Annotated in this window: 29 protein-coding genes; 17 read left to right on the top strand and 12 right to left on the bottom strand. The window is 64.5% G+C overall.

The genetic code is table 11. The features are described 5' to 3' along the window. Nucleotides 1–51: 51 nt before the first annotated feature. From ACR80S_RS08710 to ACR80S_RS08740, 7 genes are all read right to left on the bottom strand, one after another. Nucleotides 52–558 carry an MFS transporter gene (locus ACR80S_RS08710; protein WP_435403028.1) on the bottom strand — a complete coding sequence of 169 codons (507 nt, stop codon included), beginning with the start codon at nt 556–558 and terminating at the stop codon, nt 52–54. A 135-nt stretch (nt 559–693) separates the two neighbouring features. Beyond that, entirely contained in the window at nt 694–2,301 is a 1,608-nt protein-coding gene (locus tag ACR80S_RS08715; protein ID WP_435403029.1) for a gamma-glutamyltransferase family protein, read from the bottom strand. Between the two features lie 23 nt (nt 2,302–2,324). Then, on the bottom strand, nt 2,325–3,842 hold the full coding sequence (locus tag ACR80S_RS08720; RefSeq protein WP_435403030.1) for a tripartite tricarboxylate transporter permease: 1,518 nt from the start codon (nt 3,840–3,842) through the stop codon (nt 2,325–2,327). A gap of 14 nt (nt 3,843–3,856) precedes the next feature. Further along, the gene (locus tag ACR80S_RS08725) at nt 3,857–4,321 is read right to left on the bottom strand and encodes a tripartite tricarboxylate transporter TctB family protein (protein ID WP_435403031.1); all 465 of its coding nucleotides are present in this window, start codon (nt 4,319–4,321) and stop codon (nt 3,857–3,859) included. Between the two features lie 65 nt (nt 4,322–4,386). Next, entirely contained in the window at nt 4,387–5,382 is a 996-nt protein-coding gene (locus ACR80S_RS08730) for a Bug family tripartite tricarboxylate transporter substrate binding protein (RefSeq protein ID WP_435403032.1), read from the bottom strand. Nucleotides 5,383–5,501: 119 nt separating this feature from the next. Beyond that, nucleotides 5,502–6,032: a chromate transporter gene (locus tag ACR80S_RS08735; RefSeq protein WP_435403033.1), complete on the bottom strand. Its 531-nt coding sequence runs from the start codon at nt 6,030–6,032 to the stop codon at nt 5,502–5,504. Beyond that, complete coding sequence (locus tag ACR80S_RS08740; RefSeq protein ID WP_435401122.1) at nt 6,029–6,601, bottom strand: chromate transporter; 573 nt, start codon at nt 6,599–6,601, stop codon at nt 6,029–6,031. The genes ACR80S_RS08735 and ACR80S_RS08740 overlap by 4 nt, the downstream gene beginning before the upstream one ends. Before the next feature lie 165 nt (nt 6,602–6,766). Between ACR80S_RS08740 and ACR80S_RS08745 the strand changes: the two genes are divergently transcribed. Beyond that, nucleotides 6,767–7,426, top strand: coding sequence for a GntR family transcriptional regulator (locus ACR80S_RS08745; RefSeq protein ID WP_435401121.1), 660 nt, complete (start codon nt 6,767–6,769; stop codon nt 7,424–7,426). 87 nt (nt 7,427–7,513) lie between these two features. Here ACR80S_RS08745 and aptA read toward each other — a convergent pair whose 3' ends face one another. After that, nucleotides 7,514–8,857, bottom strand: a complete 1,344-nt coding sequence (gene aptA / locus ACR80S_RS08750; protein ID WP_435401120.1) for an omega-aminotransferase AptA — start codon at nt 8,855–8,857, stop codon at nt 7,514–7,516. A 143-nt stretch (nt 8,858–9,000) separates the two neighbouring features. Between aptA and ACR80S_RS08755 the strand changes: the two genes are divergently transcribed. From ACR80S_RS08755 to ACR80S_RS08785, 7 genes are all read left to right on the top strand, one after another. Continuing rightward, nucleotides 9,001–9,936 carry a LysR family transcriptional regulator gene (locus ACR80S_RS08755; protein WP_435401119.1) on the top strand — a complete coding sequence of 312 codons (936 nt, stop codon included), beginning with the start codon at nt 9,001–9,003 and terminating at the stop codon, nt 9,934–9,936. Between the two features lie 89 nt (nt 9,937–10,025). After that, nucleotides 10,026–10,640 (top strand): guanylate kinase, encoded by a 615-nt coding sequence (gene gmk, locus ACR80S_RS08760; RefSeq protein WP_435401118.1) that lies wholly within the window; start codon nt 10,026–10,028, stop codon nt 10,638–10,640. A gap of 146 nt (nt 10,641–10,786) precedes the next feature. Next, complete coding sequence (rpoZ, locus tag ACR80S_RS08765; RefSeq protein ID WP_290906664.1) at nt 10,787–11,047, top strand: DNA-directed RNA polymerase subunit omega; 261 nt, start codon at nt 10,787–10,789, stop codon at nt 11,045–11,047. Between the two features lie 66 nt (nt 11,048–11,113). Continuing rightward, nucleotides 11,114–13,246, top strand: coding sequence for a RelA/SpoT family protein (locus ACR80S_RS08770; protein ID WP_435401117.1), 2,133 nt, complete (start codon nt 11,114–11,116; stop codon nt 13,244–13,246). Nucleotides 13,247–13,332: 86 nt separating this feature from the next. After that, on the top strand, nt 13,333–13,722 hold the full coding sequence (locus ACR80S_RS08775) for a RidA family protein (protein WP_435401116.1): 390 nt from the start codon (nt 13,333–13,335) through the stop codon (nt 13,720–13,722). Between the two features lie 7 nt (nt 13,723–13,729). Continuing rightward, nucleotides 13,730–14,245 carry an RNA 2',3'-cyclic phosphodiesterase gene (gene thpR / locus ACR80S_RS08780; protein WP_435401115.1) on the top strand — a complete coding sequence of 172 codons (516 nt, stop codon included), beginning with the start codon at nt 13,730–13,732 and terminating at the stop codon, nt 14,243–14,245. Nucleotides 14,246–14,273: 28 nt separating this feature from the next. Continuing rightward, nucleotides 14,274–14,774 (top strand): acyloxyacyl hydrolase, encoded by a 501-nt coding sequence (locus ACR80S_RS08785; protein ID WP_435401114.1) that lies wholly within the window; start codon nt 14,274–14,276, stop codon nt 14,772–14,774. Nucleotides 14,775–14,834: 60 nt separating this feature from the next. Here ACR80S_RS08785 and ACR80S_RS08790 read toward each other — a convergent pair whose 3' ends face one another. Continuing rightward, a complete protein-coding gene (locus ACR80S_RS08790) occupies nt 14,835–15,707 on the bottom strand; it encodes an SDR family oxidoreductase (protein WP_435401113.1) in 873 nt (290 codons plus the stop codon). 67 nt (nt 15,708–15,774) lie between these two features. Between ACR80S_RS08790 and ACR80S_RS08795 the strand changes: the two genes are divergently transcribed. Beyond that, nucleotides 15,775–16,695 (top strand): hydrogen peroxide-inducible genes activator, encoded by a 921-nt coding sequence (locus tag ACR80S_RS08795; RefSeq protein WP_435401112.1) that lies wholly within the window; start codon nt 15,775–15,777, stop codon nt 16,693–16,695. Continuing rightward, entirely contained in the window at nt 16,692–18,791 is a 2,100-nt protein-coding gene (recG, locus tag ACR80S_RS08800) for an ATP-dependent DNA helicase RecG (RefSeq protein ID WP_435401111.1), read from the top strand. The genes ACR80S_RS08795 and recG overlap by 4 nt, the downstream gene beginning before the upstream one ends. A 162-nt stretch (nt 18,792–18,953) precedes the next feature. Here recG and ACR80S_RS08805 read toward each other — a convergent pair whose 3' ends face one another. From ACR80S_RS08805 to ACR80S_RS08815, 3 genes are all read right to left on the bottom strand, one after another. After that, complete coding sequence (locus ACR80S_RS08805; RefSeq protein ID WP_435401110.1) at nt 18,954–19,310, bottom strand: hypothetical protein; 357 nt, start codon at nt 19,308–19,310, stop codon at nt 18,954–18,956. A 78-nt stretch (nt 19,311–19,388) separates the two neighbouring features. After that, nucleotides 19,389–19,664: an HU family DNA-binding protein gene (locus tag ACR80S_RS08810; protein ID WP_290906644.1), complete on the bottom strand. Its 276-nt coding sequence runs from the start codon at nt 19,662–19,664 to the stop codon at nt 19,389–19,391. A gap of 62 nt (nt 19,665–19,726) precedes the next feature. After that, complete coding sequence (locus ACR80S_RS08815; RefSeq protein ID WP_435401109.1) at nt 19,727–20,887, bottom strand: FAD-dependent oxidoreductase; 1,161 nt, start codon at nt 20,885–20,887, stop codon at nt 19,727–19,729. 74 nt (nt 20,888–20,961) lie between these two features. Here ACR80S_RS08815 and ACR80S_RS08820 point away from each other — a divergent pair, with 74 nt between their 5' ends. The 7 genes from ACR80S_RS08820 (at nt 20,962) to ACR80S_RS08850 (ending at nt 26,554) form a co-directional block, all read left to right on the top strand. After that, complete coding sequence (locus ACR80S_RS08820; RefSeq protein ID WP_435401108.1) at nt 20,962–21,510, top strand: chorismate--pyruvate lyase family protein; 549 nt, start codon at nt 20,962–20,964, stop codon at nt 21,508–21,510. Nucleotides 21,511–21,697: 187 nt separating this feature from the next. After that, nucleotides 21,698–22,585, top strand: a complete 888-nt coding sequence (gene ubiA / locus ACR80S_RS08825; RefSeq protein WP_435401107.1) for a 4-hydroxybenzoate octaprenyltransferase — start codon at nt 21,698–21,700, stop codon at nt 22,583–22,585. 86 nt (nt 22,586–22,671) lie between these two features. After that, entirely contained in the window at nt 22,672–23,454 is a 783-nt protein-coding gene (locus ACR80S_RS08830) for a DUF3450 domain-containing protein (protein WP_435401106.1), read from the top strand. After that, nucleotides 23,451–24,800 (top strand): MotA/TolQ/ExbB proton channel family protein, encoded by a 1,350-nt coding sequence (locus tag ACR80S_RS08835; RefSeq protein WP_435403034.1) that lies wholly within the window; start codon nt 23,451–23,453, stop codon nt 24,798–24,800. Before ACR80S_RS08830 ends, ACR80S_RS08835 begins: the two co-directional genes overlap by 4 nt. 5 nt (nt 24,801–24,805) lie before the next feature. After that, on the top strand, nt 24,806–25,366 hold the full coding sequence (locus ACR80S_RS08840; protein WP_435401104.1) for a MotA/TolQ/ExbB proton channel family protein: 561 nt from the start codon (nt 24,806–24,808) through the stop codon (nt 25,364–25,366). After that, complete coding sequence (locus ACR80S_RS08845) at nt 25,335–25,745, top strand: ExbD/TolR family protein (protein ID WP_435401103.1); 411 nt, start codon at nt 25,335–25,337, stop codon at nt 25,743–25,745. The genes ACR80S_RS08840 and ACR80S_RS08845 overlap by 32 nt, the downstream gene beginning before the upstream one ends. After that, entirely contained in the window at nt 25,742–26,554 is an 813-nt protein-coding gene (locus ACR80S_RS08850) for an energy transducer TonB (protein WP_435403035.1), read from the top strand. Before ACR80S_RS08845 ends, ACR80S_RS08850 begins: the two co-directional genes overlap by 4 nt. Nucleotides 26,555–26,586: the final 32 nt, after the last annotated feature.

A 26,586-nucleotide genomic window follows, 5' to 3' on the forward strand; every position in this document is an offset into this window, starting at 1 on the left:
AAACGTGTCACTACAAAGGGTTCGGCCAAAATTGGCTAAGTGGCTGAATTCTCAGACCACGGGTGCCAATTTCGGGCCGAAATCGGGCTGGAAGTGTCGAACTCGGGGGATCACGATGGCATCGCGCAGCGGACCCCGTAATCCTTTGCCAAACCACGACACCACGCGACCAAGTAGAAGCAGGGGCCAGCCGACCGCGAGCGCGATCAAAACCTGCCCGACCGGGGTCAGCCCGTAACCGATCAGCACCAGCAGCTTGCGATGCCCCAGTTTGTCCGCGATGTAACCCGACACTATCTTGGTGAAAGCGGCGATGGCATCGGCAATGCCCTCGATGAGGCCCAGCACGGCGGCCGGAATGCCCAGCACAGCTAACAAGCCGGGCAGGATAACGGTCGTGGTTTCGTAGCAGAAATCCCCTAACGCACTGGTGATGCCCGCACCTATTACGGGACGGTTCAGCCAACGTTTTTCCGGTGATGCCGTTTTTTTCGATTCGCTGACGACAGCATCACTTGTGTCCAACTGGGGGTCGGAATCCGGGCGTTGGCCGCTCATTTCCTACATGTCCTCTCATGATGTCCCAACTGGCGTCATGAGTGTGGGCTTGGACGCCGAACAGAGTGACGCGATGTCCCGTCGGCGCTGGCGCCGGCCGGCTCTCTCCCGGCAGGAGAGAGCCTACGAGCGCATTCACCAGGGCACGACAGCACCGTCGGTGCGCGGTTCGGTGCCACCGGAGAGCACGCCGGTATCGCGATCACGCAGGATGATCTGGCCACGACCGAAGCTGATCGAGTCGGCGACCTTGACGATGTCGTGGCCACGCCGAGCCAGGGCAAGGGCGAGGTGGTCGGGAAAGTGCGGCTCGACCTCCACGGTCCTGCCCTTGGTCCACTTCCAGCGCGGCATGTCGAGAACCGCCTGGGGGTTGAGGTGGTCCTCGAGCATGCCGGTCACCACCTGCACATGGCCCTGGGGCTGCATGAAGCCACCCATTACCCCGAAGGGTCCCACCGCCTCACCGTCCCTGGTGATGAAGCCGGGGATGATGGTGTGATAGGTGCGCTTGCCCGGCGCAAGGGCGTTGGGGTGCGTCGGGTCCATCGAGAATGACCAGCCACGGTTCTGCAGGCTGATACCGGTGCCGGGTACCACGATCCCCGAGCCAAAGCCTTTAAAGTTGCTCTGGATGAACGACACCATGTTGCCGTCGCCATCGGCGGTGGCCAGGTAGACGGTGCCGCCGGTAAGTGGGTTGCCATGCACCGGGTCAAGGGCCTCATGGCCGATCAGCCCGGCCCGGGCCTGCAGGTAGTCGTCGGCCAGCAGCTGATCGACGCTCGGCCGCATGGCGCTGCCCTCGGTGATATGGGCGAAGCCGTCCACATAGGCCAGCTTGGTGGCTTCGATGCGCCGGTGCAGGGTCTCCACCGGATCGCGCCCCTCGGGCCCAAGGCGCTCCAGCATGCCCAGCGCCTGCAGCACGATCAGCCCGCTGCCGTTGGGCGGAATCTCCCAGATGTCGTGACCCTTGTAGCGCACGCTGATCGGGTCGACCCATTCCGGTTCGAAACGGGCCAGGTCCTCCTTGCACAGCAAGCCGCCATGCTCGCGGAAGAAGGCGTCGATGCGCTCGGCCAGTTCGCCTTCGTAGAAGTCGCGGCCTTGAGTCTCGGCGATGCGGCGCAGGGTGCTGGCATGGTCGGGCGAGGACCACAGCTCGCCGGGGTGCGGGGCCCGGCCCTCGGGGGCGAAGGTCTCGAACCACGGCTTGAAGGCGGCATCGTCGTAGGCGGAGTAGCCGTGGAAGGCGTCGTTCCACATCTGGTGAATGACCGGCGATACCGGAAAGCCCTCCTCGGCCAACGCCACGGCCGGCGCCAGGAGGTCGGCGAAGGGCAGCTTGCCGAAGCGCTCGGCGAGCACGGCCCAGGCGGCCGGGGCGCCCGGCACGGTGACCGGCAGCACCCCGTGGTTGGGCACGCTGTCATGGCCGAGCGCCCGCATGGCCTCGATGTTCGCTGCCTGGGGGGCCGGGCCGCTGGCGTTGAGGCCATGCAGCTTCCCATCCACCCAGACGATGGCAAAGACATCGCTGCCGATGCCGTTGGAGGTGGGTTCCACCACCGTCAGGGCGGCGGCGGCGGCGATGGCGGCATCCACGGCGTTGCCGCCCTTCTGGAGGATGCTCATGCCCACCTGGGCGGCCAGCGGCTGGGAGGTTGCCACCATTCCTTTATGTCCATATGTTACTACCCTTTTTGAAGGGGTCGGATAATAAAGGGAATCACTCTTCATTTTTTTGCATCCTTTGGGGTTTTTTAAACGTCATTATCTTTTGTTAAAATAGGGATTTTTTTCTTTACCTTTTTGCCTTGATAAATGGAAAACAATATCGAAGCAACTGTAAGCAACAGAAACGTAGCAGAAAGCGGTCTTGTAAAGAATGTTAACAAACTACTATCCAGCTCTAATGCACGAAACAACTGGTTTTCAAGGGTTTCACCTAGAACAACTCCAAGGATTAGCGGTGGTAGGGGAACTCCACTTTTCAACAAAAGGTATCCAAGAATACCGAAAAGGAATAGGACCCATACGTCAAAAAGGTTATTATTGAGTGCGAAGGCGCCAACAGCACATAATGTCAAAACTAATGGTATTAGTATCGGCTGTGGGATTGAAGATATTTTGGTGAACCAACGACAGAGAAAAATTTGGCTAATTAAAGTCATGAAGGCAGCAATCATCAAAGCTACATAAATAGAGCTTACGAGCACAGGATTTTGCTCAAACATTAATGGCCCTGGCTGTATTCCGTGCAATATAAAAATCCCCATCATAATAGCCATAGTCAAATCGCCCGGAATACCTAGTGCCAATGTAGGAATAAAAGCTCCTCCTGGAGAAGCGCTATTTGATGCTTCAGACGCCACAATACCGTCAGAGATTCCTGTGCCGAATTTCTCCGGATGCTTGGATGCTTTTTTAGCCTGATCATAACTAATGAAGTTTGCGACTGTGCCGCCTGTACCTGGCAGGGCACCTATAAGACTTCCTATAACCGATGACCTCACAATATTTATTTTTTGGAGTGAAATATCTTTTATTACAGACCTAATTGGAAAAGATAAGCTTGAAGCCGTTAATCCTTTGTTACTTTTTGATCCCCTTTTATCTTCAATGTTGCTCATTAACTGGGTAAATGCAAACACACCAATCATGACTGGCAGCATTTCAAATCCTGAAGAGAGAGATGGGATATCAAAATCAAATCTAGTATTACTATTTCTATCGTACCCTACTGTGGTAATAAAAATACCTATTGCAGCAGCCAATAACCCCTTTAAAATTTGTCCATTGGAAAGCCCAGACACAAGCGTTAGTGCAAATATTATTAATCCTGTTATCTCCCAAGGCCTGAAATTCATACTATATCGAGCAATAATAGGCCCAAACATTATAAGTATGATGCAGCCAATGATTGCTCCGAAAAATGATGCTAGCATTCCAATGCCCAAAGCGCGCCCAGGCTCACCTTTTTGCGCCATTGGGTAACCATCATAAACAGTCGTAATTGAAGACGGAGTTCCTGGTATCCCAAGCATAACGCCAGAAACTATCCCCCCCGAATAACCACCAACTAATACAGCGGTCATAAGTGCAATAGCATCCACCGGATTCATTGCAAAAGTAAAAGGAAACACCACCAATATTGCCATGGTTATTGTGAATCCCGGTATACTTCCCCCTATGATGCCGAAGATTACACCAATTAGTATCAATGACAGTGTGTAAAGATTACCAATTTCTGCTATAGATAGTGATAGCGAATTCAGCATTTATTGATTCCTTCTCATGGGAGCCATATTTTTAGTCCATGCCGGAATATTAAGTAAATTGTCGGCACGACGCCGAACGTGGTTAATAAAATAGTTATTATTTTGTTTAACGTGTTAAATCCCATCAAAAGCGCTTGAGAAGCAGCCATAAAGCACAATGTAGCAAGCAGGTATCCTGCGTGAGGAAGCAATAACGCATAGGTACCAAATAATACGAAAAGCCCAATGCTTTTCGATTTTTCATTAATCTTTACTAAAAAAGATTTAACATTAAACTGGGTTTCAAAACCATCTTTAACCATAGATTTAATAAATATTATTACTGACAAAATAGCAATGATGCCTAACAGAATCCTCGGAAATAGAGCCGAACCGTGTGGTTGCCAGCTTGTCCTTTGCGGTATATTACCTGATTCATAAAAAAGCATTGCCACAATTAACATCATTACTACGGAAAAAAAACGATCTTTAGTAATCATGGGTATTCTCACAAAAAAACCGCGGCCAGCTTTTTTATCTATAAAAAAGTTAACCGCGGCAATAATTACTTGTTAAAACCTATTGTTTCAGCAGCTGCTGACAAGTCTTCTTGGCTCTGATTAAGGTAGTCAATATAATCTACCCGAGGAATGAAATTGACAAGCGAACCAAGCTCGCTCTCTATGCGTAATTGCAACTCTTCGTTCGCCATCGCTGATTCGAAAGCACTTTCCAAGATAGCAAGGGCTTCCTCAGGTGTGCCTTTCGGAGCGAAGAGCCCGCGATTTGTATAGTGAACCATATCAATTTCCAACTCGCCAAAAGTTGGTGTATCTGGGAGATTATTTAACCTTTCATGATGAGCAACACCAAGTGGTTTCAAGTTTCCAGATTCGAAGAAAGAGGCAGCCGTAGGCATATCTAACATTGCAAAATCAATTTCTTTTGCAAGGAGTGCTTCGACTTGATCGCTGGTACCCGGATAACCCACAAGCCTGACATCCTCCATTGAAATGCCTACAGTGTTAAAAAATTGTGCCCAGAAGAAATGATCTGTCGAGCTTGGAGTCATGCTAAAAGTCACTTCCCCAGCGTTGTCAGCGACATATTGAGCAATTTCGTCAGCACTACTAACTGGATGTTCCGAATAAGTACCAGCCATATTGATTGTCTGTGTCAGAAGCGCTATGGGCTCAAAAGCATCATACGAATAGTCAACAGCTCCTGAAAGATAAGAAGTAGCTATTGTGTCGTGACTGCCCAAAATGGTATGTCCGTCGGGATTGGCATCTTTTACATGACGGGAACCAAGCGTGGCCCCAGCCCCTGCCATATTGACTGGAAGAATTGATTCAGAAAGCTGCTTTTCTGCTTCTTGTCCAGCTAGACGAAAAATGACATCTGTGGCACCACCAGGGCTATATGGGATAATGACACGAATCTCCCTTTCTGGGAAAGGTTCAGCTGCCTGAACATTGGTCGTCAATGCTAGAGCAGATGCAATGCCTGTCATCCCCACGGTTACTGCTAACTTTACGAATGTGTTATTTATGCGCTTCATATTTATTCACCTTAGGTTTTATGATTGTCGAAAGCCCTCGCTTGGTTGAGAAGGCTTTCAGTGAGAGCGCGCTCCATAAACAATATATTTATAATTATATTTAATCCTTAAGGATTATTTTACCCTAAAACTATTCCTCCATAGACGAGCGCCCCCAGCACCACGAAGGCGGGGTGGGTGCGGAAACGCAGCAGGGCGATGGCGGCGGCGGTGCCGATCACCAGGGTGTGGAGCAGGCCGGCACCGCCAATCCCTTCCAGGAAGAAGCCGAGGGTCAGCCAGCCCATCATCAGGGCGATGACCGGGCGGACCCACTGGCTCATGCGCTTGACCCGGGGGGATTCCCGGTGGCGATAGAGCAGCCCCAGGGCGCCCAGCATCAGCAGCAGCGACGGCACCACCGTGGCCAGCACGGCCACCAGGGCGCCGCCGGCGCCCGCCACCTCAAAGCCGACCTGGCCGGCCATCTTGGTGGCGATGGGGCTCGGCAGGGCGTTGCCGAGCGCCAGAGTCTCGGCGAATGCCTGAGCGCTCATCCAGCCGTAGCGCCCGACCACCTCCGCCTCGATCAGCGGGATGATGGCCGGCCCACCGCCGTAGCCGATGATGTTGGGGATGAAGAAGGCCAGGAACAGCTCCCAGTAGATCACGGGTTGGCCTCCGCGGCCTTGCGGCCCGGGCGAAGCAGGGCCGCGGCCAGCAGGGCGCCGATCACCCAGCCCGGATGCAGGCCCAGGCCATAGATCAGGCCACCGGCGACGACCACCATGGCCAGGCTGATGGCCCAGCCCAGCGCCAAGCACGACTTGTTCCAGAAATCCAGGGTCAGCTGGGCGAGCATGACCATCACCACCGGGACCACCGCCTGCCCCATGCCATGGATCCAGGCGACGTCGCGGTAGCGACTGAAGACGCCAAGCAGCAGGATCATGGCCAGGATCATGGGCACGATCACCGCGCCGACGGCGATGGCGCAGCCGGGGATTCCGGCGACCCGATATCCGATGTAGCCAGGCATCTTGGTGGCGATGGGGCCGGGCAGGGTGTTGGCGATGGCCAGGACGTCGGCAAATTCCTCGTCGCTCATCCAGGCGTGGCGCTTGACCACCTCCTGCTGCACCAGGGGGATCATCGCGGGGCCGCCGCCGAAGCCGAGAAGGCCGATGCGGGTAAAGGCCCAGAGGAGGTCGCCCCGTGGCGCCTTGCGCTGGGCGGTCATGGGCGTCGAAGCTCCGGGTCGGCGACGGCATCAACCATGGATTAAAGCCTCATTAATCGTGCTGGATTTAAAAAATCGATTATAGTTTCGACTATAGGTCGACGATCGAGACGGCGTCAACTCGGGATGTCGCCGTCATTCACGGAGCGAGACACGGGAGGGGGTATGGGAGCACCCAAGCGCAAGGGCGGGGCAACGCGGGCCAGTCTCATCTACGACACCCTGCGCCAGGACCTCGTCAACGGACGTTTCCGGGCCGGGGAAAAGGTCGCAATCAGTGCCCTGAAGGCGCACTACGATGTGGGGTTGAGCCCGCTGCGCGAGGCGCTCAACCGCCTGGCGGCCTACGGGCTGCTGATCCAGGAGAACCAGCGCGGCTTTCGCGTGCCGGTCATGAACCGCGAAGAGCTGGATGATATCGCCGAGATGCGTCGCCAATTGGAGGGCATGGCCCTCAAACGGGCCATCGAGCGAGGCGATGCGGAGTGGGAATCCGAGCTGCTGGCCGCCGCCCATCGGCTCAAGCGTGCCGATGAGGCCCCGGAGCCGGTCGACGAATGGGAGCGGTTGCACGGGCGCTTCCATCGCACCCTGCTGGCCCCCTGTGGATCTGCCTGGCTGCTGCGCTTCATCGAGCAGCTTTATGACCAGTTTGATCGTTACCGGCGCCTGGCGCCTCCTGCCCCTCAGATGCGCGAGCACCTCAACCGGCAGCATGACCAACTGGTGGCCCTGGCACTGGCCGGGAAGGTAACCGAAGCCCAGGAAGTGATGCAAGACCACATCCACCGCTCCTATCTGGTGGCGCTGGGGGCCTGCCAATAGGACCAGGAAATTACCGAACAAGATGAGATTCCCTGTGTTCCACGGCCATCACACCGCCGCCCTCCTTCGGGAACGCCGGGCTGTGGCTCAGTCCAGGGCACCAATGGCGTCGCCCAGGACATTTACCAGCCGATCGATTTCCTCGCATTCGACGATGAACGGCAGGCCGAGCTGGATGGTGTCGCCGCCGTAGCGCACGTAGACGCCCTTCTCCCAGCACTTCATGGCGATCTCGAAGGGGCGCCGCGCCGGCTCGCCGGGGTAGGGCTCGATCTGCAGGGCGCCGGCCAGGCCGTAGTTGCGAATATCGCTGATGTAGCGGGCGCCCTTGAGGCCGTGCAGGGCCTCCTCGAAGACCGGGCTCATCTGCCGGACCCGCTCGATGAGACGCTCGTTCTCCAGCACGTCGAGAGCCGCCAGGGCCGCGGCGCAGGCCACCGGGTGGCCGGAGTAGGTGTAGCCATGGGGCAGCTCGAGCAGGTAGTCGGGGCCGCCCTGCTCCATGAAGGTCTGGTAGATCTCGCCCTGGACGATCACCCCGCCCATGGGCACGGCGCCGTTGGTGAGCTGCTTGGCGACATTCATGATATCGGGCGTGACGCCAAACGCCTCGGCGCCGGTCATGGCGCCCATGCGCCCGAAGCCGGTGATCACCTCGTCGAAAATCAGCAGAATCTCATGCTGATCGCAGATCTCGCGCAGGCGCTTGAGGTAGCCCACAGGGGGCGGAATCACCCCGGCGGAGCCGGCCAGAGGCTCGACGATCACCGCGGCGATGTTGGAAGCGTCGTGCAGGGCAATCAGCTCGAGCAACTCCTCGGCCTTCTCGGCGCCGCGCTCCGGCATACCGCGGGTGAAGGCGTTCTCGGCCAGCAGGGTGTGGGGCAGATGGTCGGCGTCGATGCCCTGGCCGAACAGCGCGCGGTTGGCACCGATGCCGCCCAGGCTGATGCCGCCGAAGTTGACGCCGTGATAGCCCTTGGCGCGACCGATCAGCTTGGTCTTCGTCGATATGCCCTTCTTGCGCCAGTAGGCGCGAGCGATCTTCAGCGAGGTGTCCGCACTCTCGGAGCCGGAGCCGGTGAAGAAGACGTGGTCGAGCCCCTCCGGGGTCAGCGCGCGGAGGCGGTGGGCGAGTTCGAAGGCCCCGGGATGGCCGAACTGGAAGGCCGGCGCGTAGTCGAGCTGGGCGAGCTGTCGGCTGACGGCCTCGGTGATCTCCCGGCGACCGTGGCCGGCACCGCAGGTCCATAGCCCCGACAGGCCATCGAAGATGCGCCGGCCCCGGTCGTCGGTGAAGTAGCTGCCCTGGGCACCGACGATGATGCGCGGATCGCGCTTGAACTGGCGGTTGCCGGTGTAGGGCATCCAGTAGGCGTCGAGCTGCTCGGCGGAGAGCCCGTCGGCGTGGGGAAACACTTGTGCGGTCATGGCGCGGCCTCGCGGAACGGTGTCGCTGTGGGTCGAAGTATGGTGTCGTCCCTTCAGACTAGGCCGCTCAGCGAGTCAATTAAATTCAGGAATACTTGATTTCATGTAAGCTTCTGGTTGACACAGCGTCGCGGAAACACCGCATGAGAAAGCAAGCCCCCATGGGCCCGCCGGGAGATGCCGACCTGCGTCTGCTGCGCATCTATCGCAAGGTGGTGGAGTGCGGTGGTTTCTCCGCCGCCGAGGTGGAGCTGGGCATCAGCCGTGCAGCGATCAGCATGGCCATGAAGGACCTGGAGACGCGGCTGGGGCTGCGGCTCTGCCAGCGCGGGCGCAGTGGCTTTGCGCTGACCGATGAGGGCGCCGAGGTGTACGAGGCGAGCCTGCAGCTGCTCGCGTCGGCGGAGGGCTTTCGCACTCGAGTCAATGGGTTGCACGCCTGGCTGAAGGGAGAGCTCAATATCGGCATCACCGACAACCTGGTGAGCATGCCGGAGATGCATATCACCCATGCACTGAGCGCCCTCAAGGAGCGAGGGCCGGACGTGCAGATCAATATCCGCATGATTTCGCCCAGCGAGATCGAGCTGGCGGTTCTCGACGGTCGCCTGCACGCGGGGGTGGTGCCGGCACTCAAGCCACTGCCGGGAGTGACCTATCTGCCGCTGTACGAGGAGACCTCGCGACTCTACTGCGCAGCGGGGCATCCGCTCTTCTCCGCCCGGGACATCTCCGTCGAGCAGCTGGCGGACTTCGACGCCGTGGTGCCGGCCTACGCCCAGGCGCCATCGATCAAGACCCACCACGAGAGGCTCAAGCCCACCGCCTCGGCCACCGACCGGGAAGGCATCGCCTTCCTGATCCTCTCCCGGCGCTATATCGGTTATTTGCCGACGCACTTCGCCGAACGCTGGGTCCTCAAGCATCAGATGCGCGCCTTGAACCCCGAGGATTGGCACTATGTCACCCGTTACAGCGCCATCACTCGCAAGGGTGGGCCGCCAAACCTGGTATTGGAGGCGTATCGGGAAGAGCTCAACCGCTTGATCGAGAAGCCGAAAGTCCAGAACACCGAGTAGGCCTGCAGCGCCGCGCAGATTCGTGCGATACTGCGCGCTTTGCTTCGGCCCATGCCGCCTCATCCAGCTGTCACACAGGGATGCCGACCATGCCCCAGGGTACCCTCTTCATCGTTTCCGCCCCCTCAGGCGCCGGCAAGACCAGCCTGGTGCGCGAGCTGATCGAGAGCCTCGACGGCATCCAGGTGTCGGTGTCGCATACCACCCGCGAGCGCCGCAATGGCGAAGTGGACGGCGTGAACTATCACTTCGTGGACGTACCGACCTTCGAGGCGATGATCGAGCGCGGCGAGTTCTTCGAGCACGCCCGGGTCTTCGACAACTACTACGGCACCTCGCGCCCCGCGGTGCAGGCCGCCCTGGCCGCCGGTCGGGATGTGATCCTGGAGATCGACTGGCAGGGCGCCCGCCAGGTGCGCAGCCAGCTGCCCGATGCGGTGTCGATCTTCATCCTGCCCCCCTCCCGGGAGGAGCTGGAGCACCGCCTGGCCAGCCGCGGCACCGACGAGCACGCGGTGATCGAGCGGCGCATGCGCGATGCGGTGAGCGAGATGTCCCACCACGACGAGTACGACTACCTGGTGATCAATGACGACTTCACCACCGCCCTGCGCGAGCTGCAGGCGCTGGTGATCGCCCAGCGACTGGGTCGCGACCGGGCGGTCCAGGCCCACGCCCCGCTGCTGCAGGCACTGCTCTCCTGAGCCACACGGGCGCTGCACTGCAGCGCTTGTCACGGCAACCGGGCGTCGAGTAACCTATCGGGTCTACCCATATGTGGAATCCGTCCACCCGCGCACCGCCGCGCGTGCTCCGCCGGGTTCCCGCAAGCATTCAGGAAGGCATCCCCATGGCGCGAGTCACAGTTGAAGATTGTCTGGAAAATGTCGAGAACCGCTTCCAGCTGGTGATGATTTCTACCGCGAGAGCGCGCCAGCTGGCCCGCGGCTCCCGCGACGCCCTGGTGCCCTGGGAAAACGACAAGCCCACCGTGGTCGCCCTGCGCGAGATCGCCGCCGGCCTGGTCGATGCGAGCGTTCTCGACGAGCCGGTAGAAGCCGCGGTGCGTCCGGTGCGCGAGCCCTACTACGGCGGCGCCGGCGAGGAGTGATCCGCGACGGCGCCTCGGCGCCGTCATCCTTCCCGGGAGACTCACGCAGGAATCAGGGCGCGCCGCATGTTCACCATCGATGACCTGGCCGACCGTCTCGGCGGCTACCTCCCCCAGAGCGAGATCCAGCAGGTCAAGCGCGCCTTCTACTATGCCGAGCAGGCCCACGACGGCCAGCGCCGACGCTCCGGCGAGCCCTACGTCACCCACCCGCTCGCCGTCGCCAACATCCTCGCCAACATGCACATGGACCATCAGAGCCTGATGGCCGCCATGCTGCATGACGTGATCGAGGACACCGGGGTCGGCAAGGAAGCGCTGGCCGAGCAGTTCGGCAAGCCGGTGGCGGAGCTGGTCGACGGGGTCTCCAAGCTGACCCAGATCGCCTTCGAGGACAAGGCGGTCGCCCAGGCCGAGAACTTCCAGAAGATGGTGCTGGCGATGTCCCGCGACATCCGTGTGATCATCGTCAAGCTCGCCGACCGCCTGCACAACATGCGCACCCTTGGCGCCCTGCGCCCCGAGAAAAAGCGCCGCATCGCCCGCGAGACCCTGGAGATCTACGCCCGCATCGCCAGCCGACTGGGCATCAACACCATCCGCGTGGAGCTGGAGGACCTCTCCTTCCAGGCGCTGCACCCGATGCGCGCCGAGCGCATCAAGCGCGCCGTCTCCAGCGCCCGGGGACACCGCCGCTCGGCGATCCGCCAGATCCAGAACACCCTGCAGCAGAGCCTCGACGACGAGGCGCTGTCCGGCACGGTGATCGGCCGCCAGAAGCATCTGCTGTCGATCTACAAGAAGATGCGCGACCAGCGCAAGTCGTTCGCCGAGATCATGGACGTCTTCGGCTTTCGCATCATCTGCGAGGACGTCGACAGCTGCTACCGCATCCTCGGTGTGGTGCACAATCTCTACAAGCCGGTACCCGGGCGCTTCAAGGACTACATCGCCATCCCCAAGGCCAACGGCTATCAGAGCCTGCACACCTCCCTGTTCGGCTCCAACGGCATGCCCATCGAGGTGCAGATCCGCACCCGCGAGATGGAGGCCATGGCCAACAACGGCATCGCCGCGCATTGGCTCTACAAGGCGGGCCAGACCCAGCACCCCATCGCCGAGGGCAGCCATGCCCGGGCCCGCTCCTGGATCAAGGGCCTGCTGGAGATGCAGCGCTACGCCGGCGACTCGCTGGAGTTCATCGAGCACGTCAAGAACGACCTCTTCCCCGACGATATCTATGTGTTCACCCCCAAGGGCGACATCATGGAGCTGCCCCAGGGCGCCACGGTGATCGACTTCGCCTATGCGGTGCATACCGATATCGGCAACGGCACCATCGCCTGCCGCATCGACCGCCACCTGGCCCCGCTCTCCACCCGCCTGGAGAGCGGCCAGACCCTGGACATCATCACCGCCCCGGGGGCAAGGCCCAACCTGGCCTGGCTCAACTTCGTAACCACCGCCAAGGCGCGCTCGGCGATTCGCCACGCGCTCAAGCACCAGCAGCATACCGAGGCGGTTCAGCTCGGCCGGCGGCTGCTCAACAAGTCCCTGGCGCAGTTCGAGACCAGCCTGGAGGAGCTGCCTGAAGGGCCGCTGGCCGGACTGCTGGTCGAGCTCGGCCTGAAGAACAATGAGGCCCTGCTGGAGTCCATTGGCCTCGGCACCCGGGTCGCCCATGTGGTGGCGCGCCGTCTGCTCGACCTGCAGCAGGGCGAGTCGCCCGCGGGCAAGGGCGAGCAGCGCGCCCATGGCCCCATCCTGATCAGCGGTGCCGAAGGCATGGTGATCAAGTTCGCCCGCTGCTGCCACCCGCTACCCGGCGACCCGGTCATCGGCCACCTCTCGGTGGGCAAGGGCATCGTGGTGCACCGCGCCGAGTGCCGCAATCTGGGCGAACACAGGAGCGACCCGGACAAGCTCTTCGCCTTGGAGTGGTCCGACGACATCGCCGAGGACTTTCCGGTGGCGCTGCGTCTGGAGGTGGAGAGCCGCCGCGGCCTGGTGGCCGAACTGGCCGGCCTGGTCACCGATGCCGAGGCCAACATCGAGCGCATCGGCATCGAGGAGCGCGATGCCCGCCTGGTCACCGTGAATCTGACCCTCTCGGTGCGCAACCGCGTCCATCTGGCGCGCATCATCAAGCGCCTGCGCAACCTCCCCCACGTCGAGCGCATCACCCGACTCGGCAACTGAACCTCGCCCGCCGGTCCGACAGCTCGCCAGGGCGGCCGGGCCGTTTTCCTTTTTCCCGAGCAGCACCCCATCCAACGGAGCACACCATGAGCAACAAGGCCGTGATCAACACCGACCAGGCGCCCGCCGCCATCGGCCCCTACTCCCAGGCCATCAAGGCCGGCAACACCGTCTACCTCTCCGGCCAGATCCCCCTGGACCCGGCCACCATGGAGCTGGTCTCCGACGACTTCGAGGCTCAGGCCCGCCAGGTCTTCACCAACCTCAAGGCCGTCTGCGAGGAGGCCGCCGGCTCGCTGGGCGAGATCGTCAAGCTCAACCTCTACCTGGTCGACCTGGGCAACTTCGCCGTGGTCAACCAAGTGATGGAGGAGGTCTTCGAGAAGCCCTACCCGGCCCGTGCCGCGGTGGGCGTCAAGGCGCTGCCCAAGGGCGCCCAGTTCGAGGCGGAAGCCGTGATGGTCATCGGCGACTGACAGGCCAATGAGGCTCTTCCTGGCGCTGATACCGCCGCCCGCGCTGCGTGAGCGGCTCGGTGAACTGGCCGATGCCGCCCATTCCCGCTGCGGCGGGCGGCGCACACCGGACGAAAACCTGCACCTGACCCTGGCCTTTCTCGGCAAGGTGAGCGAGGAGAGGGCTGCCGCGCTGGTGGACTGGATGCACGGCCTGGCGGTGCCGCCCGGTAAGTGGCAGCTGGATGCCTGGGGCCACTTCAGGGGGCCGGGCATCGTCTGGGTGGGTGGCAGCCGGCCGGATCCGGCGCTCCAACGGCTGCACGAGACGCTGTGGGACCGCCTGGAAGCCCACGGCATCCCGGGCCGCCCCTCACGCTATGTGCCCCATATCACCCTGCTGCGCCGCGCCGGGCGGCTGGATGCCGATGGACTGCCTGCCCCGGCGCTGGCATGGCGCTATAATCGACTCGAGCTGATCCATTCGATCAACAATGGGCAGGACGTCCGCTACACCCCTCTGGCGCGCTCGCAGGCGACCTGAGCCATCACTGACATGCGGGGAGAAGGGAATGTCTCTCGAATCGAGCCGGGCGGCGGCCGCCCTGGCACTGCTGCTGGCCGGGGGGCCGGCCATAGCTGACCTTCAGGTCGCCGTTGGCGCCACCAGTGAATCCACGGTCGCCCTCAAGGTGGAGATCGACCGGGCCTTTCCCCTGGCGAGCCTGCCTCCCGGGCTGGACCTGCGGCTGGCCACCGGCCTGCTGCTGCTCTCCAGCGAGGAGCAGGAGGGCAACGCCGCGCTGCTGCTGTCGCCGGCGCTGCGCTGGACCTTCGCCGGCGACCGGGAGTTGTTCCTGGAGGGGGGGATCGGCGCCGCGCTCTTCCTCAAGACCCGGGTGGAGGCGCGCAACCTCTCTACCGCCTTCCAGTTCGAGGATCGCCTGGCGGTGGGGATGCCCTGGGCCAACGGTGAGCTGTCGCTGGCGCTGACCCACTACTCCAATGCCGGCATCAAACGGCCGAATGATGGCTTCGAGACGCTGACGCTGGGCTACCGGTTCCCGCTCTGAGCCCGAATCGCCGCCAAGGGCATCAAGCGACCGCTCTCGCCCCTGATCACGTAATGGCGATCAGGCCTTCTCGGGCAGGAAGCCGCCCTCCTTGAGCACCTGGGCGTAGCCCTCGCGGTAGCTGGGATAACGGAACGCATAGCCACTGGCGAGCAGGCGGGCATTGCTGCAGCGCTTGCTGGCGCGGCGACGCAGCGGCGACTGGATGGTCTCGGTGGCTTCTACCTTGAGCTGCCTTGCCAGCCAGCTCATCACCTCGTGGAGCGGGGCCGGCTCGCAATCGCTGGCCAGGTAGAGGTCGTCAACCGCCTCACCGGCCAGGCTGCGCTCGATCAGGTGGGCCAGTACCCCGGCGCAGTCGTCGCGATGGATGCGGTTGGTGTACATGGCGGGACTCGCCGGGGCGATGCGGCCTTCGCTCACCTGGCGAATCAGGCGGTCGCGGCCGGGGCCGTAGATGCCCGAGAAACGCACGGCGGTGCCGGGCAGCTCATGGTCGAGCAGCACCTGCTCCGCCTCGCGCATCAGCGCCCCGGCGAAGCCCGTGGGCTCGGCGGGGCTCGCCTCGTCGACTTCCTCGCCGGCCTGCTGGAGATAGACGCTGGTGGAGGAGACGAAGAAGACCCGCTTCGGCACCCGCTTGCGCGCGCCGAACTCGGCCAGCGCCGCCTTGAGCCCCTCTGGGTAGGCGGCGCGGTAGGCCTCCTCCTCAAAGCGGTCGGCGCTGGCCACGTAGACCAGCACGTCGGCGTCCGGCAGGGCGGCGAGGCTGGCGGGATCGGTGAGGTCCGCGCCGACGGCAACAAGGCCGCTGTCGGCCAGCGCCGCCGCATTCCGGCGCACGCCCACCACCCGCTGGCCGGCCGCCTTGAGGCGCTGGCCCAGCCCAATCCCGATATCCCCACAGCCCAGAATCAGCGTTGTTGTCTTCACCTTTTCCCTGCCCCCTGATAAAAAGTCCCTATTGGAATTTCAAGAGGATGCCTGCAAGGCAACCCCAATGACTCTAACAGAACTTCGCTACATCGTGACACTCGCCCAGGAGCGCCACTTCGGACGCGCCGCCGAGCGCTGCTTCGTCTCCCAGCCGACCCTCTCCGTGGCGGTCAAGAAGCTCGAGGAGGAGCTCGGCATTGCGCTGTTCGAACGTTCCAAGTCCACCGTCCAGGTCACGCCGCTGGGCGAGAAGATCGTCGAGCAGGCCCAGCGGGTGCTCGAACAGACCAGCGTGATCAAGGAGCTGGCCAACGCCGGCAAGGACCAGCTGGCGAGCCCGCTGCGCCTCGGCGCCATCTACACCATCGGTCCCTACCTGTATCCCCACCTGGTGCCCGAGCTGCGCCGAGGCGCCCCGCAGATGCCGCTCTACCTCGAGGAGGGCTTCACCGGCAACCTGCGCCGCAAGCTGAGAAGCGGTGAGCTGGACGCCATCATCATCGCGCTGCCCTTCACCGAGACCGATGTGGTCACCAAGGCCCTGTACGAGGAGGAGTTCGAGGTGCTGATGCCCGCCGACCATCCCTGGGCCGAGCGCGAGGTCATCCGCAAGGAGGAGTTGCTCGAGGAGCGACTGCTGCTGCTCGGCGAGGGCCACTGCTTCCGGGACCAGATCCTCGAGGCCTGTCCGGCCATCAGCCAGAAGCTCGCCAGCCCCAACAACACCCTCACCGCCGAGGGGGGATCGCTTGAGACCATCCGCCACATGGTGGCCTCCAAGCTGGGCATCACCGTGCTGCCACGCTCGGCCATCGGCACCGTCCACTACGAGAGCGGCCTGCTGGTCAGCCGCCCCTTCGCCCCACCCGCCCCGGCTCGCACCGTAGCCATCGCCTGGCGGGCCAGCTTCCCGCGGCCCAAGGCGATCGACGCCGTGACCGAGGCCGTTGCCCGCTGCCGCGAGGCCGACCCCGTGACCACATGAGCGCACTCGACGCGCCGGTCACGTCGCTCAAGGGGGTCGGCGAGGCGCTGGCGCTGAAGCTGGCCCGGCTGCGCATCGAGAGCGTGGCCGACCTGCTCTTCCATCTGCCCCTGCGCTACCAGGACCGCACCCGCATCACCCCCATCCGCACCCTGCGCGCCGGCCACGAGGCGGTGGTGGAGGGCGAGGTGGTGGCCGCCGAAGTGGTGCGCGGTCGTCGCCGCAGCCTGCTGGTGCGGCTGCGCGACGGCTCGGGCCTGCTCAGCCTGCGCTTCTTCCACTTCTCGCCGGCCCAGCAGCAGCAGTTCCAGCCCGGCACCTGGCTGCGCGGCTTCGGCGAGGCCCGCGCTGGCGCCACCGGGCTCGAGATCTACCACCCCGAGTATCGACTGCTCAAGGCCGACGCCCCGCCGGTGGAGGACCACCTGACGCCCATCTACCCCGCCACCGAGGGGTTGCACCAGACCCGCCTGAGGGCCCTGATCGAACAGGCCCTGGCGCTGCTGGAGGCCCACCCCGAGGCGCTGCCGGACTGGATCAGCGAGGACCTGCGCGCCCGCTTTCGCCTGCCCGAGCTGCACCACTGCTTGCATGTGCTGCACCAGCCACCGCCGGAGGTGAACCCCGAACAGCTGGCCAGCGGTCGTCATCCGGCCAGCCGTCGCCTGGCCCTGGAGGAACTGCTGGCCCACCGCCTCAGCCTCCAGGCAGTTCGCCAGCGCATCCAGGAGGATGGCGCCCCGGCGCTGCCCTCCGGGCGCGGCCTGCAGGCACGCTTCCTCACCCAGCTGCCCTTCTCGCTGACCGGCGCCCAGCTCCGGGTACTGGACGAGATCGGCGCCGACCTGGCCCGGGAGGTGCCCACGCTGCGCCTGGTACAGGGCGACGTGGGCTCCGGCAAGACGGTGGTGGCCGCCATGGCGGCGCTCTCCGCCATCGCCGGAGACTGCCAGGCGGCAATGATGGCGCCCACCGAGATCCTCGCCGAGCAGCACTACAGCGCCTTCCGGGCCTGGTTCGAACCGCTCGGCATCGAGGTGGCCTGGCTCTCCGGCAAGCTCAAGGGCAAGACGCGCCTGGACACCAAGGCGGCCATCCGGGACGGCCGCGCGCGCATGGTGGTGGGCACCCACGCCCTGTTCCAGGGCGACGTCCACTTCCAGCGTCTGGGCCTGGCCATCATCGACGAACAGCATCGCTTCGGCGTGCACCAGCGCCTGGCGCTACGTGAGAAAGGCAAAAAGGGCGAGAAGGGCGAGGCCGGCGGCCTGACGCCTCACCAGCTGGTAATGACCGCCACCCCCATTCCCCGCACCCTGGCGATGAGCGCCTACGCCGACCTGGACGTCTCGGTGATCGACGAGCTCCCCCCCGGACGCACTCCCGTGAAGACGGTGGCAATGCCCGACGAGAGGCGTCCCGAGGTGGTGGCGCGAATTCGCCACGCCTGCGTCGAAGGCCGCCAGGCCTACTGGGTCTGCACCCTGATCGAGGAGTCCGAGGTGCTGGAGTGCCAGGCCGCCGAGGCGACCCGCGACGAGCTCACCGAGGCCCTGCCGGAACTCACCATCGGCCTGGTCCATGGGCGCATGAAGGCGACCGAGAAGGCCGCGGTGATGGACGCCTTCAAGGCCGGCGAACTGGATCTGCTGGTGGCCACCACGGTGATCGAGGTGGGGGTCGATGTGCCCAACGCCAGCCTGATGATCATCGAGAATCCGGAGCGGCTCGGACTCTCTCAACTGCATCAGCTGCGCGGGCGCGTGGGGCGCGGTTCCACGGTGAGCTTCTGCGTGCTGCTCTATCATCCGCCGCTGTCGGCCCACTCCAAGGAGCGCCTGGCGGTGATGCGCGAGACCAACGACGGCTTTCGCATCGCCGAGAAGGACCTGGAGCTGCGCGGTCCCGGCGAGGTGCTGGGCACCCGCCAGACGGGCCTGGCCCAGATGAAGATCGCCGACCTGGAGCGCGACGCCGACCTGCTGGAACGGGTCGCTCCCCTGGCCGCGGCGCTGCTGGCCACGCACCCGGAGGCGAGCCGGCCGCTGATCAGGCGCTGGCTGGGCGAGGAAGCGGGCCGCTATGGGCAGGTGTGACAGGGCCAAGGGCCAAGGGCCAAGGGCCAAGGGCCAAGGGCCAAGGGCCAAGGGCCAAGGGCCAAGGTCTTAAGGATAAGCCGGTCAGGTACCGGGCGATCAAGGGCAATCCACGACATCACTCAAGCGTCAGCGTCATCTAGCCGCTGGTTCCTGGGTCCTTCATAGATGTTTCAGCAACCGCTGCAGTTTCTGCAGGTCGGCGGAATCGCCGACCAGGCGCACGGTGCCTTCCATCATGCCGTCGAGGAAGGCCTGCTGGGTGGGCTTCTTGAGCACCTTGAGCGCGGTGGCCTCATCCTCGAAGCGCAGTTCGAGGTCGAGGTCCACCGGCAAGCCGCGCCCGCTCTGGACACCGCCGGGGGACATGCGGTAATGGCGGGCGATGGCGAGGTCCTCGGTGGCGATCCCCCAGTCCAGCCCACGCATCTCGGAAAGGAGCTCGCGGAAACGGGCCTTGCGGCGCAGGGCGCGCTTGAGCAGGAAGGCCAGTAGCCAGAGCATCAGTCGCAGCTTCATGTCGTCTCGCCACCGGAACCAGGGAGGGGTAAGCCACCGCGGCCCACCGGAGCGGGCCGCCTGGCGCATTGCGTCGCTTTACTTGGCCACGGCGTCCTTGAGGCCCTTGCCCGGCTTGAAGGCCACGGTCTTGCTGGCCGGGATGGTCAGCGGTTGGCCGGTCTGGGGGTTCTTGCCGGTCCGCGCCGCCCGCTCACGCACGGTGAAGGTGCCGAAGCCGATCAAGGACACGTCCTGCCCCTGGGCCACGCTCCCGGTGATCTCGTCGAGGATCACGTTGAGCACCTGGCTCGCCTTGTCCTTGGAAAGATCGGCACGATCGGCAATCGCCGCGGCGAGTTCTGGCTTACGCATACTGCCCTCCTGGTATTGGCATCCTCCCCGGGCGCCTGTCGCCGGGGTCTTGTTGTCGAGACCTAGCCTAGCAACGGCGGCGCAACCCGCGCCAGTTCAACTTTCCGACGGACACAGGCCCCTGTCAACGCAAAACCGATCAAACGTCCGTCTTCCGATTCTGCCAGGGCGGCGAGGTCGCCGGCCTTGCCCTCGATGCGCCAGCGTGCCGGCGGTCGGGCCGGCGGCAGGGCCACCACCGGCAGCAGCGGCGTCTTGACCACCACCGGCCAGGGCCCGTAATGGACCGGCGTAGGCGTACCGGTGAGGGTGCGCGCCAGTGCCTTGGCGCCGGCCTGCAGGGGCTGCACGTACATGGCGTTCACCCCGTCGACACAGGCCGCATCGCCCAGGGCATGAACGCCGGGCGCCGCGGTCGCCAGGTGACGATCGGTAGGGATGCCCGCGGCGCTGACCGCCAGGCCCGCCGCCTCGGCCAGGGCCGTACGCGGCTTGAGGCCGGTGGCCACCAGTATCAGGTCGGCCTCGCACCGGTTGCCGTCGCCCAGGGCCAGGGCCACCTTGGCGCCGGCCGTCTCAATCGCCCTGACCCCGACACCCATCGCCAGCCGCATGCCGGCCTCCTGGAAGGCCTCGCCCAGGGCGCGCCCCAGGGGCTCCGGCAGGAGGCGCACCAGGGGGGCGGCCTCCGGCGCCATGAGGCTCACCTCGTGGCCGCCGGCGAGCAGATCGTTGGCAAACTCGCAGCCCACCAGGCCGGCGCCGACGATGGCCACCCGGCCCGGCCGCCCCAGCGCCGCCAACGCACCATGGAAGGCGCGGTAGTCGTCCAGGTCATTGACGGTGAAGACCCGGCCAGCCAGCGTGTCAGGGACCGAAAAGGGCACGGCCGGCGCCGCGCCGGTGGCCAGCACCAGCTCGCTCCAGGGCAGCTCCTCGGCGCCGATCTGCAGGGTGCGCGCCGCGAGGTCGATGGCCTCGACCCGAGTGTGGGTGCGCACCACGGCGCCCAGTTCCTCGGCTACCCGCAGGGCGCTGCGCGCCGCCAGGCGATCCGGCGGAAGGCGCTTGGCGAAACCGGCGGAGAGCAGAGGCTTCGAGTAGTCGTCGCCGCCGTCGGCGGTGATCAGGGTGACGGGGCGCCCGGCATCGAGGGCGCGCAGGGCGCGCAGCAGGCCGAGGCCCGCCATGCCGGAGCCGATAATGGTCAGCGGAGCGCTCATGGGCCTTCTCGGTCAGGGTGGGAATGACACCACATGTTACACTACCCGCCCCTGAATCGACGCGGAGCCCGACGGTGTCCGACCTGCCGCCTGCCGACACCCGCGCCCCGGCGCATTGGATTCCCCTGGCCGCCGCCCGGCCCGCCATGAGCCCCGCCTGGCGACGCTGGGTCGGCTCCCGGGACTCCCTGACCCTGCGCCTCACCGAGGCCGGCGCCCCGCGCCCCTTCCGCGTTCAACTGCTCGACCAGCGCCTCGGCACCCCGCGACGCGACGAGGCCCGGGCGCTGGGCGTCGCCCCCAGCCAGCGCGCCTGGCTGCGCGAGGTGGCGCTCTGCCTGGGGGAGTGCCCCTGGGTGGTGGCGCGCTCGGTAGCCCCTCTGACGGGCCTGCCCGAGCATGAACTGGCCCACCTCGGCGAGTGCTCCCTGGGCAGCTGGCTGTTTCGCCAGCCGGATCTCGAGCGCGGCGATATCGAGGTGACCTCGGCTCCTGCGGGCTTCCACGACGCCCGCGGCCCCTGGGGGCGCCGCTCGGTGTTTCGCCACGGCGGCTTCCGGGTGCTGGTCCAGGAGTGGTTCCTGGACGCCATGGCGGATGACCTCGGGCTTCCTTCGCGCTAGGCTCTGGGCCAGTTCCTGAAACCAGCAGCAGGGGGCGCCGGAGACAAGCCGAAGAGGAGGTCCTACGCCAGGGATGGCGTCGGTAGCGCACAGGGAGGTATTCACAGTGTCTCCTTGCAAGCTTGTCACCGGAACAGCCCCTCTCCAGCGAAATGCCTGCCGATAAGTCAATTTTCACGAGGTAGAGATGGACCGTTCCCTGATGCGCCCCACGGGACTCGCCCGGGTGCCCGATTTCCTGCAGCTGATGCGCCTTAACCGCCCCATCGGCACCTGGCTGCTGATGTGGCCCACCCTGTGGGCGCTGTGGGTCGCCGCCGAGGGAATTCCCGGCCGCAACGTGCTGCTGATCTTCATCGCCGGGGTCTACCTGATGCGCGCCGCCGGCTGCGTGGTCAACGACTACGCCGATCGCCACTTCGACGGCCACGTCAAGCGCACGAAGAACCGCCCCCTGGCCACTGGCCGCATCGGCGAAGGCGAGGCCCAGGCGCTGTTCCTGATCCTGGTGATGGCCGCCTTCGGGCTGGTCTGGTTTACCAACCTGTTCACCGTGATGCTCTCCCTGGTGGGCGTGGTGCTGGCCTTCATCTACCCGTTCATGAAGCGCTACACCCACCTGCCCCAGCTCTTCCTGGGCGCCGCCTTCTCCTGGGCGATCCCCATGGCCTTCGGTGCGGTGCTAGGCCATGTGCCCTTCGAGGCCTGGCTGCTGTTCCTGGCCAACGTGGCCTGGACGGTGGCCTACGATACCGAGTACGCCATGGTCGACCGCGACGACGACCTCAAGATCGGCATCAAGTCCACCGCGGTGCTGTTCGGCCGCGCCGACCGGTTGATGATCGGCCTGCTGCAGGGGCTCACCCTGCTGCTGCTGGCCTGGGCCGGGCTGCGCCTGGGGTTCGGCGGTTTCTTCTGGCTGGGCCTCGCCGCCATGGCGGCCACCTTCGTGCACCAGCAGTTCCTGATCCGCGAGCGCGGGCGCGACCCCTGCTTCCAGGCCTTCCTCAACAACCACTGGTCGGGGCTGCTGGTGTTCGCCGGCATCGCCCTGAGCCTATGGCCGCCGTCTTGAGATTCATCGGGCGACGCGGGGTTGGAGCTTCCCGACCGTCGTAATCACCCACGCCAAGCATCGATACACCGGGCACGGAGACAGAGATGCGTCGACCTTCACTCTGGTATGGGATGGCCCTGTGGCTTCTGGGCATGACCTCGTCGGTTGCCGATACCCTGCTCACGCAGATGCAGGAGGCGCAGGAGCCCCAGGCCAACCTGCAGGCACGCATCGATGCCGCCGACGACGGGGTACGTCAACAACTCGAAGCGCTACGGCGATGGGAACGCGAGACACGCAGGCTCGATGCCGAGAGCGATCTGCTGTCACCCTACCTGGCCAGCCAGGAAGAGCGCCTGGACCAGCAGGAAGCGGCACTTGCCACCCGCGACGAGACCCAGGCGGCACTTCCGGACCTGCAGCGCCGCCTGGTGGCGCGCCTGGCCGAGTGGATCGATCGGGATCTGCCCTTCCTCGGCGATGAACGTCGGGCCCGGGTCGCCAGCCTGGAGGCGACGATCGTCGATCGAGACATGCCCATCGATAAGCGACTGGAGCGGATCTTCGCCGCCTGGCGCGCCGAGTTCGACTACGGACGCGAGTTCGATACCTGGCGGGGCTATCTCGAGGCGGGCGACACGCGCCGCGAGGTGGAATTCCTCCGTCTCGGCCGGGTCGCGCTCTACTACCTGACCTTGGATGGCCGCGCAGGGGGGGTATGGCGCGCCGGGGAGTCGCGCTGGGCAGCCCTCGATGAGGAAGAACGCCGTGAGGTTCAGCGTGGCCTGTTGATCGCCCGCGACCAGCGCACGCCCCAGCTGCTTCGCCTGCCGATGTCCCGTGACCTGGTCTCCCAACGGACATGGGACCAAGAGGTCCAGCCATGATGCTCTCGGCCGGCTGGTACAGGCTTCTGCTCGGCACTCTGTTGCTGCTCCTGACGGGTCTTGCCTGGGCCCAGGGTAACCCCCTCGACACGTTGCGCGCCGAACGTCTGGCCGCCGAAGCGCGCGACGTGGCACGCCTGCAGGCACTGCTCGATGACACCCAGGCCCTGGAGACTGCCCTGGCCGAGGCCCGGGAGGCCAATGCCCTGGCGCAGGCTCGGCACGCGGCCCTGCAGGTTCGTGACGCCGAGTTGACCGAGCGTCGTGCCATCCTGGCTCGGCGCCATGACGAGCAGGACGGTGAGTTGGCGGCGGCGCTCGGCGTGCTGGCCAGGCACAGCGGCGAATTGCGCAATGTGCTGGCCGGACGCTGGGTGACGGCAGGCGGCGCCTCGCCGCCGCCACGGCTCGACGATGTCGAGACCCTGACCCGGGAGCATCTGGAAACCTTCGCTGATGCGCTGATGGCGGTGACCGCCGAAAGCGGGCGCATTGTGCGCTTCACCGCCCCGGTGGCCGATGGCAGTGGAGCCCTCGCCCCCCGCGAGGTTGTTCGCCTGGGGGATCTGGCGGCCTTTAGCGATGGCGCCCTGCTTCGGCATGGCGCCGGAGAGGGCACCCTGGCCACCCTGGAACGGACCCCTCGCCGAGTGGCGCAGAGCCTGCTGGCCTTCCAGGCCGGCGAAGACGCGACCCTGATGGTGGACCCCACCGGCGGGCAGGTCATCGAGGCGCTGGCTCAGCGTCCCACCCTGGTGGAGCGCTTCCATCAGGGGGGGGGCGTGGGCTATGTGGTGGTGGGCCTGGGAAGCCTGGGGCTACTGGTGGCGCTGACCCAGTACGCCTACCTCCTCAAGGTGAGCGGGAAGATGCGTCGCCAACGACGCCACCTCGACCAGCTGCGCACTGACAACCCCCTGGGTCGCGTGCTGACGCGCTTCCAATCCTTGCCGGATGACCCGGTACCCGAGGCACTGGAGGCGCGCCTCGATGAAGCGGTGCTCGCTGAACTGCCGAGACTGGAACGTGGCCAGTCACTGGTCAAGCTGACCGCCGCGGTCGCCCCCCTGCTGGGGCTGCTGGGGACTGTGACCGGCATGATCGCCACCTTCCAGGCGATCACCTTCCATGGGACCGGCGATCCCCAGCTGATGGCCGGCGGCATCAGCCAGGCGCTGGTCACTACCGTACTTGGGCTGATGACCGCCGTGCCGCTGCTGTTCGCCCATACCGCCCTGGTGGCGCGAAGTCGACAGCTGACCGGTGTGGTGGAAGGGCGCGCCACGGCAGCATTGGCCCAACGACTCGAAGAGCACGCCGCTCCCGGCGCCGCCACAAGGGGTTGATCACCATGAAACCGCCGTGGATCGAGCCCCTGGAACAGCTGATGGAGGCGGGCGGCGCCCTGCTGGTCATCATCGCCATGGTGGCAGCGCTGCTGTTCAGCCTGGCCCTGGAGCGGGGGCTGTTCTTCCACATTACCTATCAGCGCGCCCGAAGGCGGCTGATCAACCGCTGGGTAGCACACCCCGATCACCACAGCTGGAGCGCCCTGACCCTGCGTGAGGTGTGGACACAGGCGCTGATCAATCGGCTTAGACGCCCGTTACCCTGGCTCAAGCTGCTGGTAGCGCTCTGCCCGCTGCTGGGGCTGTTGGGTACCGTGACCGGCATGATCACCGTTTTCGACAGCCTGGCACTGAGCGACACCAGCCAGGCTCGGGCCATGGCCGACGGTGTCGCCCGGGCGACGCTCCCGACGCTGGCCGGCATGGCCGTCGCCGTGGTGGGCCTGCTGTTCATCAGCCGTCTCGAACAGGTCATTCGGCGCGAAGACCAATGGCTGCACGACCAACTGGCCAAGGCCCTGGAGGATAGGCATGCGCAAGCGCCGTCGTCCCGGTCCCCTTGAGGGGGATGCCAGTGAGATCAATCTGACCCCGATGCTGGACGTGGTCTTCATCATGTTGATCTTCTTCATCGTCACCACCAGCTTCATCAAGGAGAGCGGTGTCGAGATACAGCGCCCGGAGTCCAGTGCCGCCACCCCCCAGCTGGAGACTCAACTGCTGGTGGCGATTACCCGTGACGGCGCCGTCTGGCTGGATGGCCAGGCGGTCGACGCCCATCGGGTGGGCGAACGCGTCGCTGCCCTGATCAGCGATGACGGCGGGGTAGTAATCCAGGCGGATCGCGAGACCACCACGGGCCTGCTGATCGAGGTGATGGACCGTATCCGCGAGGCCGGGATCGAGGAGATTGCGGTGGCCGCAACCCGGAGAGAACCGTGATTCGCGGACTCACCGCGGCGCTGGCCGGCACGCTCATGGCACTGCTGCTGTTCTGGCTACTGGCGCTGATCGTGTCGCCTCAAGAGGCGGGTCATGATGCGGCCGACGAGCCCATCAGGCTGAGCATCGTCGAGACGCCTGTCACGGCGGAGGAGCCAGCGCCGGCACCCGCCGACACCCTCGCGTTGGATACCATGCTGCCGGAGCTCGCCGAGGCGATACCGGAGCCCACACCGGAGCCAGTGCCCGAGCCCGCGCCGGAGCCAGTGCCGGAGCCAGTGCCGGAGCCAGCGCCGGAGCCAGCGCCGGAGCCGGAGCCAGCGCCGGAGCCAGCGCCGGAGCCAGCGCCGGAGCCAGCGCCGGAGCCAGCACCGGAGCCTGACCTACCGTCACCACCCGACCCTGTCGCCCCCCCCGCCGAGTCAGCGCCAGAGCCGGCAAGAGAGGCTCCTTCCACGACGGCCTCACCCATCGCATCAGCCTCCTCATCGGCTGTCAGCCAAGCCGATACCGGGTCGACCGAGTCGGCCGGCCGCGGACCCGTGGATGTCGGAGCACTGGCACCGACCCACCTGGTCCCACCCGAGTATCCGGCACGGGCCCGGCGCCGGCGCATCGAGGGTCACGTAACGCTGGAGTTCCTGATCCTGGCCGATGGCGGCGTCGACCCGCAAAGCCTGCGAGTGACCGCTTCCCAGCCTCCCGATGTCTTCGATGAGGCCGCTCTGCGTGCCGTGGCGCGCTGGCGCTTCGAGCCGGCCGAGGGACGACGGCGCGCCTTTCAGCATCTGGAATTCCAGTTGAGGTGATCCCATGTCATGGACCGATAGTGGGGAGGACT

The sequence above is a fragment of the Halomonas salsilacus genome (genome assembly GCF_051216275.1).
Taxonomy (GTDB): domain Bacteria; phylum Pseudomonadota; class Gammaproteobacteria; order Pseudomonadales; family Halomonadaceae; genus Halomonas.